Origin of the sequence: Thioalkalivibrio sp. ALMg11 (assembly GCF_000377905.1) — a bacterium.
Taxonomy (GTDB): Bacteria; Pseudomonadota; Gammaproteobacteria; order Ectothiorhodospirales; family Ectothiorhodospiraceae; genus Thioalkalivibrio.
On record NZ_KB898874.1, the window covers coordinates 1 to 14,686 of the forward strand.

Here is a 14,686-nt window from a genome sequence, read left to right on the forward strand (position 1 = left end):
GATCCTCGTGTGTCGCCCGTAAGTCCTTGTATTTGGCGGAGAGGGAGGGATTCGAACCCTCGGTACTCGCGAGAGTACAACGGTTTTCGAGACCGGCACGGAGGGGCTTTGCGCCGTGGCTCCGAATCTGCTTGCCGCGCGGGGTCGAGCCGCTACGACGGAGCGAATCCTAGCAGATTCGGTTGGCCGAGCGGTAGCGTCTCCCTTAGGGCATCAGGCGGGTGATCTCCCACTCGCTGCCCACGCGGTGGTATTGGAACCGGTCGTGCAGCCGATTGGGGCGGCCCTGCCAGAATTCGAACAGTTCGGGCTGCAGGCGATAGCCGATCCAGGCGGGGTCGCGCGGAATGTCGCCCTCCGGGTATTGCTGCTCCAGCGAACGCACACGCTGCTCGAGTTCGTCGCGGCCGGCGACCGGGTGGCTTTGGGTCGACGCGGCCGCGGCAATCTGGCTGCCGCGCGGGCGCTGGTGGAAGTAGGTATCGGCCAGTTCGCCCGGGAGGGCGGTGACCGGGCCTTCGACCCGGATCTGGCGCTCGGTCTCGGGCCAGTAGAACAATAGGGCGGCGTGCGGGTTTTCGTTCAGGTCCTGACCCTTGCGGCTGCGCGAGTCGGTGTACCAGGCCAGGCCCTCGGGATCGACGTGCTTGAGCAGGACGGTGCGGGCGGAGGGCTGGCCGTCGGCGTCGGCGGTGGCCAGGATCATGGCGGTGGGGTCCGCGTTTCCGGCCTCGCGGGCGGCCTCCAGCCAGTCATTGAGCAGGCTCAGCGGATTCTCGTGGAGGTCGCGGCGGCGCAGTTCGGCACGGGTGTAATCGCGGCGGGTATGGCGGTGGTCGGCGGTGCTCATGGGGCCCCCTGGGCTGGATGTGACGACGTCATCATACGGCGCCGGCGGGGAATCGGAAATTTGTGCGACTTTGGCTGTCACAGTTGTGGACGATCAAACCGAACGCAAGGAGCATCCGATGGCTGAATCGATTATCGCCGCAGTGGAACCCCGGGGAGTAGAACTGAAAAAGGGCGAGGAGTATGCCTTTTGCCGCTGCGGGCGCTCGAAGGATCAGCCGTTCTGCGACGGCTCGCACGAGGGCACAGGGATCGAGCCCCTGTTGTTTACCGCGGAAGAAGACGGCGAGGCGTACCTGTGTCAGTGCAAGCAGTCCGGCAACCTGCCGTACTGCGACGGGACGCATGCGCAGTTCGATGAGGACGCGGTGGGTCAGCCCGCGAGCGCGGCGGAAGGGGATTCCGAGGCATCGGATCAGGGAGATCAGGCCCCGAGCCCCCGTAACAGTGAGGTCGAGCCGCATGTCGAGTGGATCCACGCCTTGGCCCGCGACGGGCTGGAGGGGGTGGGACGCCATGGCACAACGGTGGCCATGGGCGTGCCACGCGATCGGCTGCCCGCCTGGGACGGGCTGCAGCTCCTGGCGGCGCAACTGGCCACACGCCCGCTCGACGAAGATGCCGACGTGGGCACCTCGCTGGTGATCGGGCCCGATACGAAGCGCCCGCTGGAGCTGAAGATCCCCCTGCTGGTGTCGGACATGAGCTTTGGTGCGCTTTCGCGCGAGGCGAAGATCGCCCTGGCGCGCGGGGCGGAGCGGGCCGGGACCGGTATCTGCTCGGGCGAGGGCGGCATGCTGGATGCCGAACAGGCAGAGAATTCCCGCTACCTGTTCGAGCTGGGGCCGGCGCAGTTTGGTTACTCCGATGCGGTGCTGGAGAAGATCCAGGCCTTTCACTTCAAGGCCGGGCAGGCCGCGAAGACCGGGATGGGGGGTGTCCTGCCGGGCCGCAAGGTGAGTGACGAGATTGCGCAGGTACGCGGGATTGAGGCGGGGCAGGATGCCCATTCACCCGCTGCCCATGCCGATCTGCAGAGCCCGGCCGATTTCCGCCGGTTTGCCGACGCGGTGCGCGAGAAGACCGGTGGCGTGCCGGTCGGCTTCAAGCTGTCGGCCAACCACATCGAGGCGGACCTGGCCTTTGCCCTGGAGGCCGGCGCCGACTACCTGATCCTGGATGGCCGAGGCGGCGGCACGGGCGCCGCGCCGGCCCTGCTGCGCGATCACATCAGTGTGCCCACCATCCCGGCGCTGGCCCGGGCGCGGCGCTTCCTGGATGCCAACGGGGCCACCGGACGGGTGACTTTGCTGGTCACCGGTGGTCTGCGCACGCCCGCGGACTTCGTGAAGGCCCTGGCCCTCGGTGCGGATGGTATTGCACTAGCCAATTCGGCGATCCAGGCCGTGGGCTGCGTGAGTGCCCGGATGTGCCATACCAATCAGTGTCCCAGTGGTGTGGCGACCCAGGATCCGAAACTGCGCAGCCGGCTGGACCCGCAGGAGGGGAGCGAGCGGCTGGAGCGCTTCCTGAATGGTTCCACCGAGTTGATGAAAGTACTGGCGCGGGCCTGTGGGCACGCAAGTCTGGAGGACTTCGGGCCGAATGATCTGACCACGTTCGATCGCGATCTCGCACGTCTCGCCGGTATCCAGTACGCAGGGGTTCTCGAGGGACGTTGATGGCCATCCTCTGGAGCCGGGAAACACCGATGTGTTCCTGTGCTCCCGGGGGTGATCTGGATTAGCCCCGCTCGGAACAATCCCGGTAGAATCGCGCTTTTTCGGGAATGGGGGTTTTGATGAGCTACTCCGACGTTCACCAGAGCTACGGGCGTTGTCGGCGGGCCGGCAACTTCGTGGATCGCTTCTACGAACGCTTTCTCGCCGCCGACGAGCGGGTGGCGCAGGCGTTCACGACCACCAACTGGTCGCAGCAGAAGCGGGCCCTGGGCCAGGCGATCTCCACCGCGATCAGCTATGCCGAGGGCGAGAGCTTCGTGGCGCCGACCATGGAAAAGATGGCCGAGGTGCATAGTCGCCATGGGCGCGTGCCGGTGGCGCCGGAGCTGTACGGGGTGTGGCTGAACTGCATGGTGGAGACCGCCCGCGAGGTGGATCCGCGCTGGGACGAGTCGCTTGCGCAGCGCTGGCGCGGCGCGCTGAGTCCGGCGATCGATCTGTTTATCGAGCGCTACTGACGCGAGCCGGGCCGTTTCCTGCGGCCCGGTCACCCACTACGAAGTCCCGCCCGCGGGCGTGCCCTGTTGATCTCCGGGCGCCCCGGGCGTGTAATGCGCGCATTTCCTGTTGCCGGCGCCTGCCGGAAGAAGCCTGGTCATGTCCGCAGCACCCGATTCCCTGTTCGCCCGCAAGCCCTACTGGGCCAAGCGCTTTGGCACGGCGCCGTTTCTGCCAACCACGCGCGAGGAAATGGACGATCTCGGCTGGGACAGCTGCGACATCGTGCTGGTGACCGGCGATGCCTATGTGGACCACCCGAGCTTCGGCATGGCGATCATCGGCCGGTTGCTGGAGGCGCAGGGGTTTCGCGTGGGGATTCTGGCGCAGCCGGACTGGACCTCGGCCGAGCCGTTCCGGGCCCTGGGGCGGCCCAACCTGTTCTTCGGCGTGACCGCCGGGAACATGGACTCGATGGTCAACCACTACACCGCGGAGCGGAAGATCCGCTCCAACGATGCCTATACCCCGGGCGACGTGCACGGCAAGCGCCCCGACCGCGCGGTGATCGTGTACGCCCAGCGCGCCCGCGAGGCCTACAAGGATGTGCCGGTCGTTGCCGGCGGGATCGAGGCCAGCCTGCGGCGTATCGCGCACTACGACTACTGGCAGGACAAGCTGCGCCGTTCCGTATTGCTGGATTCGCGGGCCGACATCCTGCTGTTCGGCAACGCCGAGCGCGCCCTGGTGGAACTGGCGCATCGCGTCGCTGCGGGCGAGCACCCGCGCGAGATCACGGACCTGCGCGGGACGGCCTTGTTGCGTGACGCGGTGCCGGCCGGCTATGTGGAGCTGGATTCCAGCGAGGTCGATACTCCCGGGCCGGTGGATGCCAACCCCGACCCCTACGCCATGGTCTCGCCCGAGACTTGCGCCGATGCCGAGGCACAGGATGCCCAGGCGGCAGAAGCGGAGGCGGGTGCGAAGGTCGTGCGGTTTCACCGGGATATCCCGCGCGGCACCCCGCGCGACCAAACGGTGATCCGTATTCCGGCCTTCGAGCAGGTGAAGGGCGACTCAGTGCTCTATGCGCATGCCTCGCGGGTATTGCACCTGGAGACTAACCCGGGCAACGCCCGCGCGATTGTGCAGCGCCATGGGGACAAGGAGGTCTGGCTCAATCCGCCGCCGATCCCGCTGTCGACACCCGAGATGGACGCGGTGTTCGACCTGCCGTATGCGCGGGCTCCGCATCCGTCCTACGGGGATGCGCGCATCCCGGCGTGGGAGATGATCCGCTTCTCGGTGAACATCATGCGCGGCTGCTTTGGTGGTTGTACGTTCTGTTCCATCACCGAGCACGAAGGACGGATCATCCAGAGCCGTTCCGAGGACAGCGTGCTGCGCGAGATCGAGGAGATCCGCGACAAGGTGGACGGGTTCACCGGCGTGATCTCGGATCTGGGCGGGCCGACCGCCAACATGTACCGGTTGGCCTGCAAGGACCCGAAGATCGAGCAGAGCTGCCGGCGGCTGTCCTGCGTGTACCCGGGCATCTGCAGCAATCTGGATACCGACCACGCCCCGCTCATCCGTCTGTACCGAAAGGCGCGGGCGCTACCGGGCATCAAGAAGATCCTGATCGCCTCGGGACTGCGCTACGACCTGGCGATCGAGTCACCGGAATACGTGAAGGAACTGGTGACCCACCACGTGGGTGGCTACTTGAAGATTGCGCCGGAACATACGGAAACAGGGCCACTTTCCCGCATGATGAAGCCGGGAATGGGGACCTATGACCGGTTCAAGGCCATGTTCGAGAAGTACTCGAAGGCGGCCGGGAAGGAGCAGTACCTGATCCCGTATTTCATTGCTGCGCATCCCGGCACGACCGACCAGGACATGCTGCAGCTGGCGCTTTGGCTCAAGCGAAACGACTTTCGCGCGGATCAGGTGCAGGCATTTCTGCCCAGTCCCATGGCCCTGGCGACCGCCATGTGGCATTCCGGGCGCGACCCGCTGCGCGGCATCCGACGCAAGACCAGCGAACGCGTCCCGGTGCCTCGCGGGTCGCGCGCGCGGCGTCTGCACAAGGCGTTCCTGCGTTATCACGATCCGAACAACTGGCCGCTACTGCGCGATGCCCTGCAACGCATGGGGCGTGCGGACCTGATCGGCAATGGCAAGCATCAGCTGGTGCCGACCTGGCAGCCGGCTGGGACGGGGCAGGGAGCGGCACGACCGTCCACCGGCGGGCGGATCACCCGTGGCGGCAAGGCGCTGAAAAAGCGCGGCCAGACCTTCCAGACGCAGCACAACGGCGTCGAGGCCGCAGCACGCCCCGGCGGCAAGCCAGTAGCAGCGGGCAAGGCCGGGGCGCGTTCGGCCACGCCCAAGGGCGGCAAGCCGCGCACGGGTGGTGGGAAGGTGCGTAAAGGGCGCCCGGCCGGAAAACGGCCGCGCGCCTGACGCCCATGCGTGTCAGGACGCCGCGTCGGGTACCGGGACCTGGCCTTCCAGACTGATGTTAAGACCGGAGGTGGTGCGGTCGCCGGGGTCCAGGAAGTACAGGTAGGGACCGACCACGGCCTCGGGCGCGGGCAGCAGGTCGGCGTTTTCCCCGGGATAATGGCCGGCGCGGAAGCGGGTGCGCACGGGGCCGGTGTCGATACCGTTCACGTGCAGGAAGCGCGGTTCGTTGCGATGCTCGTGAGACAGGATGTCGATCAGGCCGTCCTGGGCCGCCTTGGCCATGCCGAAGGCGCCCCAGAAGGCCTTTCGGGCGTTCTGGGTGGACACTACCAGGCTCCCGGTGGGGCTGGCCTCCAGCAGCGGCAGGACGGCCTGGGTCAGGAAGAACGGGCCGTGCAGGTTGCTGTTGATGACCTTGAACCACAGTTCCGGGTCGTAGTTCTTCATCGGCATCAGCGCGCCGGCCCAGCCCGCGTTCAGTACCAGCCCGTCCAGGCGGCCGAGGGAGTCGCGGATGTTCTCCGCCAGGTCGCCATAGTCCTTGACCGTCGCCCCTTCGAGATTCAGCGGGTAGATCGCCGGCTGCGGGTAACCGGCCTGCTCGATCCGGTCATAGACCGCCTCCAGGCCCTTCAGGTCCTTGTCCAGCAGCACCACGATCGCGCCGGCCGCGGCACAGGCCTCGGCAACCGCGCGGCCGATGCCGTCGGCGGCGCCGGTGACCAGGATCACGCGCTGATCGAAGGCGCCGGGTTCGGGGCGGTAGGCGAGCAGGCGGGGAATATCGAGATCGGTCAAGGGTGATCCTCCAGGTACAGGTGCGCCGATTCTAGTCCAGATTGTACGGCCGCTTCGAGCGTAGACGGCAGTGCAGACGTGAGGTAATCCCCTGCCAGATAACACCCCGGCCAGGGCGTACGGCCCGGCGGTCGGCGTGGATCCAGGCCGGCTTGCGCGTCCAGCGTCGCGCGGCGTTCACACACGCTGTGGCCGGTCTCGGGTTCGCCCAGATCGGGGAAGGTTTGGGTCAGGGAGCGGGCGACGGTGCGCCATCGCGCATCCGCCGTCAACGGCTCGAGGTCGTCGGCCGCGGAGATCACTACGGCCAGCCAGTGTGGTGCCCCGGCGACATGCCGCGCGATCAGCCATTGGCCGTGCTGGTCCAGCAGCCCCTGGAGTGGCGGGAGCTCATCAAGGCGCCGCGCATAGCGCAGGTAGATCGTGCAGATGCTGCGGGCGCCCATGGCATTCAGGCCCTGGTGCGTGGCATCCCAGCCCGTTTCCTGCGGTAGCAGGGAAGCGGCGGCGGCGGGAGGGGTCGCCAGGACCACGCCGCGCGCCGGGCTCGTCACGCCCTGACGGTCGCACAGGTGGTAGGGGGCGGATTCGCGGGTCGCGTTGTGCTCGATTGCGGTAATGCGGCGGCCGAGATCCACCCGTGCTCCACGTTTCCGGAGTTCTTTTACCGCAGGTTCCGGGAACAGCTCGCCCAGTGGCCGTGCGGGCACGAGAAGGCGTGCGGCCTCCGGGCCATGGTTGAGAGCCAGGCGCAGGACGTTCTGGAAGATCCGGGCCGAGGCTATTCGGGTCGGGGTGTTCATGACCGCCAGGCACAACGGGTCCCACAGGCTGCGAATGAGGGCGTCGGGTTGATGGCGCTGGCGTAGCCAGTCGAGGACCGGGAGATCGTCGCGCAGGGGGCTGTGCAACATGGCGGCGGCACCGGTCAGGGCGCGCAGCCGGGTACTCAGAGTGTGCTTCGGGAGCGCCCGGTAAAGGGCGGCGGCCAGGGCGGGCAACCGGGGCGAACGCGGTTCGAGCACGAACGCCGGGTCCTGCGGCCGGCCAGTCGGTTCGAACATGCGCAGTCCAAAGGGCAGGGCATGAAACGCCTGTTCGGGGTCGATCCCGACCGAACGGATCTGTTGCAGGGTCTGCTGGCAGGCTCCGACCAGGATGTGCTGGCCGTTGTCGAGCGGGGTGCCGTCCAGGTTGAGGCTGCGGGCACGGCCCCCGGGGATCTTGCCGGCCTCGATCAGGTGCACCGGTTGCCCGGCACGCGCAAGGGTCAGTGCGGCGGTCAGGCCGGCCCAGCCCGCGCCGACCACGACGACGGGCGCGTGGGGTGAGCCGGAGGTCATGGGATCAGGACGCGCGGTGGCGTTGTTCGCGCTTCAGGCGGCGGGCGGTGCGCCACGCGATCCAAAGCTTGCGGATCGGGGTCAGGCGCACGCGGTGTTCCAGTACGCGATAGCCGTCGTCGGTGATCTCGTCGAGCAGGGTGCGGTAGATGGCCGCCATGATCAGGCCGGGGCGCTGGGCGTAGCGGTCGGCGTCCGGGAGGTGCTCCTCGGCGCGGTCGTAGTAGCGTTGCGCCCGTTCCGCCTGCTCCGCGAACAGGGCGCGATGGCGGTCGTCGGTGATGTTGACCTGGAACTCCTCCGGCTTGACCCCGTGCTTACCGAGCTCGTCCATGGGGATATACACGCGGCCGCGCATGGCGTCCTCGTGGACGTCGCGCAGGATGTTGGTGAGCTGTAGTGCCATGCCGAGGTCATGGGCGTACTTGAGGGTGCGCCGGTCGCTGTAGCCGAAGATGTGGGCGGACAGGATGCCCACGACGCTGGCCGCGCGATAGCAGTACAGCGACAGCGTGGTGAAGTCCGGGTAGCTGTCGTAATCCAGGTCCATCTGCATGCCGTCGATGATCTCGTCGAAATACTCCCGACCGAGATCAAAGGCGGCGATGTGGGGCTGCAGGGCCTGGGTGATGGGGTGGCGTGGTTCGCCCGTGAACAGGCGTTCGACCTCCTGGCGCCACCAGTCGAGCTTGGTGCGCGCAATGCTTTCCTCGCTCACCTCGTCGACGATGTCGTCGACTTCCCGGCAGAAGGCGTACAGCGCCGTGATGGCGCGACGGCGATCCGGTTCCAGAAAGCGGAACGCGTAGTAGAAGCTGGAGCCGCTTTGCGCGGCCTTCTCCTCGCAATACTCGTCGGGGGACATGCGCTCTCGCGTGGCGGGTGTCGAACAGGGAGGAGAAGGCTAGCACAGGCAGCACAGGGGGCGGGAGAGGGCGCCCTGAAGGCCGATTATTGACCTGTATCAAGCCCGGGCCCGGGGTGCGGTCGTAGTCTGTCGAACCAAGGTCGCGAGTGCGCGGCGCACGGCTGTGGAGCTCCCAATGGAACAACGCCTGGTGTTTGATCCCGAAATCCTGCGCCGCTACGACGTGAGCGGGCCGCGGTATACGTCGTATCCGACCGCACCGCAGTTTCACGAGGGCTTCGACGACCGGGCTTACGCCGAGGCGGCCCAGGCGACCAACGGGGCCGATCCGGCGCGCCCCCTGTCGCTGTACGTGCATGTCCCGTTCTGCGACACGGTCTGCTTCTACTGCGCCTGCAACAAGGTCATCACCGGGAATTACCAGCGCGCCCAGCGCTACCTGCAGTATCTGGAACGCGAGGCCGAGTTGCAGGGCGAGTTGTTCGATCGGGAACGCACCGTCGGGCAGCTGCACTTCGGGGGCGGCACGCCGACCTATCTTGGCGATGAAGACCTGCGCCTGGTGATGGCGACGTTGGGGAGGAACTTCCGCCTGGACGAAAGTGATGCGCGCGAGTTCTCCATCGAGATTGACCCGCGCGCGGTGCGGCCCGGGACCATCCCGCTGCTGGGTGAGCTGGGTTTCAACCGGATCAGTCTCGGGGTGCAGGATTTCGACCCGAACGTGCAGCGGGCGGTGAACCGCATCCAGCCGTTCGAGGTGACCGCGCGGGCGGTGGAGCAGGCGCGGGCCAACGGCTTCGAATCCACCAACCTGGACCTGATCTACGGCCTCCCGCTGCAGACGGTGGAGACCTATACCGCCACCCTGGAGCGCGCACTGGAGCTGCGCCCGGAGCGCCTCGCGATCTACAACTACGCGCACCTGCCGCAGATGTTCAAGACCCAGCGCCAGATTCGCGAGGCCGACCTGCCGGACGCCGCGGAGAAGCTGGCGATCCTCGAGACCACCATCGCTCGCCTGACCGATGCCGGCTATGTCTACATCGGGATGGATCACTTCGCCCTGCCGGACGACGAACTGGCCACGGCCCAGCGCGCCGGGACGCTGCAGCGCAATTTCCAGGGCTACTCCACACGGGCGGAGTACGACCTGGTGGCACTGGGGCCGACGGCCATCGGCAAGGTGGGAGCCACCTACAGCCAGAACCTGCGCGAACTGGATGCCTATTACGCGCGGCTGGATGCCGGGCGCCTGCCGGTCTTTCGCGGACTCGAACTGAGTGCCGACGATCGGCTGCGCCGGGACGTGATTACCGAACTCATGTGCCACTCGCGCATCGATTTCGCCGCGATCGAGGCGCGCCACGGGATCGTGTTCGACGAGGTCTTTGGGGATGCACTGGAGCGGCTGCAGGGCATGGAGGCCGATGGACTGGTACGCATCGGCGCGGGGCGCCTGGAAATCCTGCCGCGCGGGCGGTTGCTGCTGCGCAACGTCGCCATGGCCTTCGACGCCTACCTGAAGACGGAGAGCGCGCAGCGCTACAGCAAGGTAGTGTGAGCGGCTTGACGGCGATCCGTTCTCGGCGGAAGCTTTGAACAATAGCAACCGGTAACAGGGACGTTCCGGTGAAGACGACACGTTACTTCGAGACTGTACGCGAGAGGCCGGATCGGCGAATGATCCGGGATCACTGGATCAGTAGTGCAATCGACCAACCGTTGTGCGAAGAAGTCCAAGGCGATGGGCGTATCCGCAGATGGGCTCGTGTCGAGGAGGCTGAAGGACGCTACCTTCGCGTTGTTCTGCTGCCGGATGGAGAAACCGTTCACAACGCCTTTTTCGATCGAGGGTTCCAGCCATGAAACTCCAGTACTTCGGGGATACGGATACGCTTTATATCGAATTCCGAGGCGATAGCGTGGCCGAAACCCGCTCGCTTGACGAGAACACTACCCTGGATGTCGATGCCAGTGGTGGTGTTTGCGCCATTACCTTTGAGCACGCAAGCGAACGAACTGACCTCCAGCACCTTACGGTCGAGGGCATTGCCGCTTGATGCCTTTTAAGCCCTCAGCTTAACCAGGGGTTCTCGGCGGCTCGATCCCTACGGTCTTCGGCGGCGCGGCCGAAGGCTGTGGCTCAGGATGATCCAGGCGTCGCGGGTGCGCAGGCGCGGTCGGGCAAAGACGTCGTCCTGCTGGCGCAGACGCCAGAGGATGCGTGCCCCGCCGTTGATGATCGCCCGGATCTCCAGCCCCATGCGTCCGCGCAGCAGGCCGCCCAGCGGCGCCCCGGCGCGCAGCAGACGGTCGGCGCGGGCGTATTGAAACTGCATCAGGTTGCGTAGCTGGAAGGTGGTCTGCCCGGCGGCCAGCATCGCTTCGGTCACGCCGTACTGGTCCATCTCTTCCTGCGGCAGGTAGATGCGGTTGTTCTCCCGCAGGTCCTGCTGCAGGTCCTGGTAGAAGTTGATCAGCTGCAGCGCCGAGCAGATGGCGTCCGAGTAGCCCAGCATCTCGTCGGTCGGGTTGCCGTTCAGGTGCAGCATGAGCCGACCGACCGGGTTGGCCGAGCGCCGGCAGTAGTCCATCACCTCGCCAAATGTCGCGTAGCGGGTCTGTTCCAGGTCCTGCAGGAAGGCGTCGATCAGGTCGGAGAACGGCGCGGCCGGGAGGTCGAAGCGGGCGCGGGCGTCGGCCAGGGCAATCCATTCGGGTTCGTGCTCGGCGGCGGGGTCTTCCAGGATCTGCACGCGTTCCTGCATCGCCAGCAGCGCCTGGTGGCGCTCGGCGATCGGGCGCGGGTCCTCGTCGGCGAGGTCGTCGGCATCGCGGGCGAAGCAGTAGATCGCTGCCACCGGGCCGCGCAGCCGGCTAGGCAGCAGCCAGGAGGCGACGGGGAAGTTTTCGTAATGCGCCTTGGCGCGCTGGCGACAGTGCCGGTAGGCCGCACGGATATCGTTCGACATGGGGGCTCAGGCTCGCTTGCCAGAGTGCGGGCTGTGAAGGGGTGCGGATTCAGCTCGCAAGTCCGGGCTCCGTGGCGGGGCCGTTGGCGTACCAGGTCCAGAAGTCGTCCGGCTGTTCCAGGGCGGCGTCGGCACCCCACTGATCCGGGTTCTGGTCCGGGTCGATGTAGCCCCAGTTGGCGATCAGGGTGGACATGCCGGCGGCCCGTCCGGCTGCGATGTCGCGTTCCGCATCGCCCCAGTAGCAGTGGCGTTCCGGCGGCAGGCCGGTCTGTCGGGCGGCCAGCCACATGGGTTCGGGGGCGGGCTTGCGCTGGGGCAGGGTATCGCCGCTGACGACGGCCGCCATGCGCGAATGCAGACCGAGAGCCTCCAGCAACGGGTCGGTCAGCCAGCCCGGCTTGTTGGTGACCACGCCGAAGGACCAGCCGCGCGCCTCGCAGGCATCCAGCAGCTCCGCGAGTCCGGGAAACAGGGCGGTGGCCCGGCACAGGTCGCGGGCGTAGATCTCCAGGTAGCGCTTCTTGAGGTGCTCCGCGAAGGCGGGGTCGGCGTCCGGGAAGGCGAGATCGACCAGGGCCCGGGAGCCGTGGGAGACATGATTGCGCACGATGTCGAACGCCAGCGGCGCACGGTCCTGTTCGGCCATCAGGGTGACCAGGGCCGCGTGCATGTCGGGGGCGGTGTCCAGCAGGGTCCCATCGAGGTCGAACAGGACCGATCCCAGTTCGCGTGTCATTCGTCGCTGCCGGCTTCGCCCCGCCGGGCGGCCATCAGGTAGTTCACGTCGGTGCGGGCGACCAGGCGATAACGGCCGCTCAGAGGCGAATAGGTCAGGCCGGTCATCGCGGTGACCTCGAACCCGTGGCGGCGCAGGGCGGTGCCCAGTTCGGACGGACGGATGAAACGCCCGTACTCATGGGTGCCGGCAGGCAGCATGTGCAGTAGGTATTCCGCCCCCACGATGGCCTCGGCGAAGGCGCGCGGGGTGCGGTTGATGGTGGACAGGAACAGCCAGCCGCCGGGGCGCGCGAGCGTTGCCAGGGCGTCGATCACGGCGTCCGGATCGGGCACGTGTTCGAGCATCTCCAGGCAGGTGACGATGTCATAGTCACCAGCGTGGTGTTCCGCGTGGGCCTCGGCGGTGGTGTGCAGGTAGTGGATCTCAAGCCCTGCCTCAACCGCGTGTTCGCGCGCCACCTCCAGGTGTTCGGCGCCGGCGTCCAGCGCCGTGACCTGCGCGCCACGAACCGCCATCGCCTCGGAGAGGATGCCGGCGCCGCAGCCTACATCCAGCACCTTCTTTCCGGCCAGGTCGGCCTGGCCGTCGATCCACTCCAGGCGCAACGGGTTGATCGCGTGCAACGTGGCGAAGGGGCCGTTCGGGTCCCACCACTCGCGGGCCCGATGGGTGAACTTGTGGATCTCGGCGCTATCGACGTTCGCGTGCGAAGGGGCCTGGGAATGGGTCTGGGAGTGGGATTCGGGGCTCATGGCGTCTATCTCGCTCAGGGAAACACTGATTAATGTACACGCTCGCGCTCGAGTCGCTTTTGCGTGCGAACAAGGCGCGGCGACTGCCGTGCAGTCATTCTGCACAAGGGAGCCGCAACGCCGTGCGCGCGCAAAAGCGGCCGAGCCCCGTCTTTCAATGGATTGTGGGGTTGGCACCCCAGGTTCCCCGATCCTGCGTTGCGGCCCTTGCCGGTAGAACCACTACCGGCTGCGCACCGCGCCTTGTCTCGGAAAACCTGGGGTACCAACGCGAGCGTGTACATTAATCAGTGTTTCCCTCAGGCAGTGGGCTGCTGGGTTTCCAGCACCCGGATGCGCCAGTATTCGGCTTCGGCGTGGAGATCCTGCAGGTTCAGCGTAAGCAGTTCGCGGTCGCGTAGCAACGGTCGTCCGGCTACATAGACATCACGCACGGCATCGCGGGTCGCGGCATAAACGATCTGGGCACTGGGGTCGTGGGCCGGTTGCAGTTCCAGCGCCTGCAGATCCACGGCGACCACGTCGGCCTGCTTGCCGGGCTCCAGGGAGCCGATTCGGTCCTCCAGGCCCAGGGCGCGAGCGCTCCCGAGGGTCGCCATCTCCAGGGCGGCGGTAGCGGGCAGGGCGGCGGCATCGCCACTGACGCCCTTGGCCAGCAGTGCGGCGGTGCGCATCTCGCCGATCATGTCGAGATCGTTGTTGGAGGCGGTGCTGTCGGTCCCGAGGGCGACGTTGATGCCCGCGGCCTGCAGTCGGGTGACCGGGCAGAAGCCGGAGGCCAGTTTCAGATTGGATTCCGGGCAGTGGGCGATGGAGACCGGGCGTTCGCGCAACAGGTCCAGGTCGGTATCGTCGACCTGGGTCATGTGCACCGCGATGAAGGGCTGGTCCAGCATGCCAAGGCGTGCGAGGCGGGCCAGGGGGCGTTCTCCATGGTCGCGCAGGGCGTCGGCGACCTCGCTGGCCGTCTCGTGGACATGCATGTGGATCGGGACGCCCAGCTCGCGGGCACGGGCCGCCACGCGCTCCAGGCTTGTATCCCCCACGGTGTACGGCGCGTGCGGGGCGACATTGAAGGCGATCCGCTCATGGTGCCCCCAGTTCGCGACGACATCTGCGCCGCGCTGGAAGTATTCGTCTGCCGTGCTTGCCCAGGGCGTGGGGAAGTCGAACACGGTGAGGCCCAGCGAGGCGCGGATGCCGGTCTCTTCGACCACCCGGGCCGCATCGTCCACGAACAGGTACATGTCACTGAAGCAGGTGGTGCCGCCGCGCAGCATCTCGGCAATGGAGAGGCGGGTGCCTGCGCGTACGAATTCGGGGGAGAGTAGCTTGCCCTCGGCGGGCCAGATGTAGCCCTTGAGCCATTCCATCAGCGGGCGGTCGCTGCCGATGCCACGCAGGAGGCTCATGCCGGAGTGGGTATGGGCATTTACCAGGCCCGGGATCAGGATCTGTCCGGGGTGTTCACGGTACTCGGCGTCGGGGTGATTTGCGCGAGCGGTGGCTTGCGGCTCGATGGCTTCGATTACGCCGTCGCGTATCACCAGGGCGTGATCCCGCAGGATGGTATCGCGGGGAATGACCGGGAGGATCTGCGGGGCGCCGAGGATCAGCGTCTGGGCGTTGTTCATGGCGGACTATCTGCGCGGGGGCCAGGGTCGCGCATGGTACCCGAAAGGGGCGGCATTGCGCCGCCCCGGGAAA

13 protein-coding genes are annotated in these 14,686 nt (G+C 66.9%); 5 read left to right on the top strand and 8 right to left on the bottom strand.

Going from position 1 to position 14,686, the window contains the following annotated elements; translation table 11 throughout:
• Window positions 1-205: 205 nt before the first annotated feature.
• Window positions 206-850: a pyridoxamine 5'-phosphate oxidase gene (gene pdxH / locus D578_RS0107535; RefSeq protein WP_018949362.1), complete on the bottom strand. Its 645-nt coding sequence runs from the start codon at window positions 848-850 to the stop codon at window positions 206-208.
• 118 nt (window positions 851-968) lie between these two features.
• Here pdxH and D578_RS0107540 point away from each other — a divergent pair, with 118 nt between their 5' ends.
• The 3 genes from D578_RS0107540 (at window position 969) to D578_RS0107550 (ending at window position 5,498) form a co-directional block, all read left to right on the top strand.
• Window positions 969-2,531, top strand: a complete 1,563-nt coding sequence (locus tag D578_RS0107540) for a glutamate synthase-related protein (protein WP_018949363.1) — start codon at window positions 969-971, stop codon at window positions 2,529-2,531.
• Window positions 2,532-2,650: 119 nt separating this feature from the next.
• Window positions 2,651-3,049 carry a globin gene (locus tag D578_RS0107545; RefSeq protein WP_018145553.1) on the top strand — a complete coding sequence of 133 codons (399 nt, stop codon included), beginning with the start codon at window positions 2,651-2,653 and terminating at the stop codon, window positions 3,047-3,049.
• 139 nt (window positions 3,050-3,188) lie between these two features.
• On the top strand, window positions 3,189-5,498 hold the full coding sequence (locus D578_RS0107550; protein ID WP_018949364.1) for a YgiQ family radical SAM protein: 2,310 nt from the start codon (window positions 3,189-3,191) through the stop codon (window positions 5,496-5,498).
• 12 nt (window positions 5,499-5,510) lie between these two features.
• Here the strand turns inward: D578_RS0107550 and D578_RS0107555 are convergent, their stop codons facing one another.
• Genes D578_RS0107555 through hpnD form a run of 3 tightly spaced genes read right to left on the bottom strand, consistent with a single transcriptional unit; the run spans window position 5,511 to window position 8,507 of the window.
• Window positions 5,511-6,299 (bottom strand): SDR family NAD(P)-dependent oxidoreductase, encoded by a 789-nt coding sequence (locus tag D578_RS0107555; protein ID WP_018949365.1) that lies wholly within the window; start codon window positions 6,297-6,299, stop codon window positions 5,511-5,513.
• Window positions 6,296-7,642 (bottom strand): hydroxysqualene dehydroxylase HpnE, encoded by a 1,347-nt coding sequence (gene hpnE, locus D578_RS0107560; protein ID WP_018949366.1) that lies wholly within the window; start codon window positions 7,640-7,642, stop codon window positions 6,296-6,298. Before hpnE ends, D578_RS0107555 begins: the two co-directional genes overlap by 4 nt.
• 4 nt (window positions 7,643-7,646) lie before the next feature.
• On the bottom strand, window positions 7,647-8,507 hold the full coding sequence (gene hpnD, locus D578_RS0107565) for a presqualene diphosphate synthase HpnD (protein ID WP_018949367.1): 861 nt from the start codon (window positions 8,505-8,507) through the stop codon (window positions 7,647-7,649).
• Window positions 8,508-8,685: 178 nt separating this feature from the next.
• Between hpnD and hemN the strand changes: the two genes are divergently transcribed.
• Window positions 8,686-10,074: an oxygen-independent coproporphyrinogen III oxidase gene (hemN, locus tag D578_RS0107570; RefSeq protein ID WP_018949368.1), complete on the top strand. Its 1,389-nt coding sequence runs from the start codon at window positions 8,686-8,688 to the stop codon at window positions 10,072-10,074.
• A gap of 301 nt (window positions 10,075-10,375) precedes the next feature.
• Complete coding sequence (locus tag D578_RS0107575) at window positions 10,376-10,573, top strand: DUF2283 domain-containing protein (protein WP_018145559.1); 198 nt, start codon at window positions 10,376-10,378, stop codon at window positions 10,571-10,573.
• 48 nt (window positions 10,574-10,621) lie between these two features.
• Here D578_RS0107575 and hpnC read toward each other — a convergent pair whose 3' ends face one another.
• The 4 genes from hpnC to D578_RS0107595 form a co-directional block, all read right to left on the bottom strand.
• The gene (hpnC, locus tag D578_RS0107580) at window positions 10,622-11,485 is read right to left on the bottom strand and encodes a squalene synthase HpnC (RefSeq protein ID WP_018949369.1); all 864 of its coding nucleotides are present in this window, start codon (window positions 11,483-11,485) and stop codon (window positions 10,622-10,624) included.
• 49 nt (window positions 11,486-11,534) lie between these two features.
• Entirely contained in the window at window positions 11,535-12,224 is a 690-nt protein-coding gene (locus D578_RS0107585; protein WP_018949370.1) for an HAD hydrolase-like protein, read from the bottom strand.
• Complete coding sequence (ubiG, locus tag D578_RS0107590; RefSeq protein WP_018949371.1) at window positions 12,221-12,979, bottom strand: bifunctional 2-polyprenyl-6-hydroxyphenol methylase/3-demethylubiquinol 3-O-methyltransferase UbiG; 759 nt, start codon at window positions 12,977-12,979, stop codon at window positions 12,221-12,223. Before ubiG ends, D578_RS0107585 begins: the two co-directional genes overlap by 4 nt.
• A gap of 299 nt (window positions 12,980-13,278) precedes the next feature.
• On the bottom strand, window positions 13,279-14,613 hold the full coding sequence (locus D578_RS0107595) for a TRZ/ATZ family hydrolase (RefSeq protein ID WP_018949372.1): 1,335 nt from the start codon (window positions 14,611-14,613) through the stop codon (window positions 13,279-13,281).
• Window positions 14,614-14,686 lie beyond the last annotated feature (73 nt).

Coding starts and splice junctions, on each gene's coding strand:
- D578_RS0107585 (WP_018949370.1), bottom strand. CDS start 12,224: ATGACACGCGAACTGGGATCGGTCCTGTTCGACCTCGATGGGACCCTG.
- D578_RS0107545 (WP_018145553.1), top strand. CDS start 2,651: ATGAGCTACTCCGACGTTCACCAGAGCTACGGGCGTTGTCGGCGGGCC.
- hpnD (WP_018949367.1), bottom strand. CDS start 8,507: ATGTCCCCCGACGAGTATTGCGAGGAGAAGGCCGCGCAAAGCGGCTCC.
- pdxH (WP_018949362.1), bottom strand. CDS start 850: ATGAGCACCGCCGACCACCGCCATACCCGCCGCGATTACACCCGTGCC.
- hpnE (WP_018949366.1), bottom strand. CDS start 7,642: ATGACCTCCGGCTCACCCCACGCGCCCGTCGTCGTGGTCGGCGCGGGC.
- D578_RS0107595 (WP_018949372.1), bottom strand. CDS start 14,613: ATGAACAACGCCCAGACGCTGATCCTCGGCGCCCCGCAGATCCTCCCG.
- D578_RS0107575 (WP_018145559.1), top strand. CDS start 10,376: ATGAAACTCCAGTACTTCGGGGATACGGATACGCTTTATATCGAATTC.
- hpnC (WP_018949369.1), bottom strand. CDS start 11,485: ATGTCGAACGATATCCGTGCGGCCTACCGGCACTGTCGCCAGCGCGCC.
- ubiG (WP_018949371.1), bottom strand. CDS start 12,979: ATGAGCCCCGAATCCCACTCCCAGACCCATTCCCAGGCCCCTTCGCAC.
- D578_RS0107550 (WP_018949364.1), top strand. CDS start 3,189: ATGTCCGCAGCACCCGATTCCCTGTTCGCCCGCAAGCCCTACTGGGCC.
- hemN (WP_018949368.1), top strand. CDS start 8,686: ATGGAACAACGCCTGGTGTTTGATCCCGAAATCCTGCGCCGCTACGAC.
- D578_RS0107540 (WP_018949363.1), top strand. CDS start 969: ATGGCTGAATCGATTATCGCCGCAGTGGAACCCCGGGGAGTAGAACTG.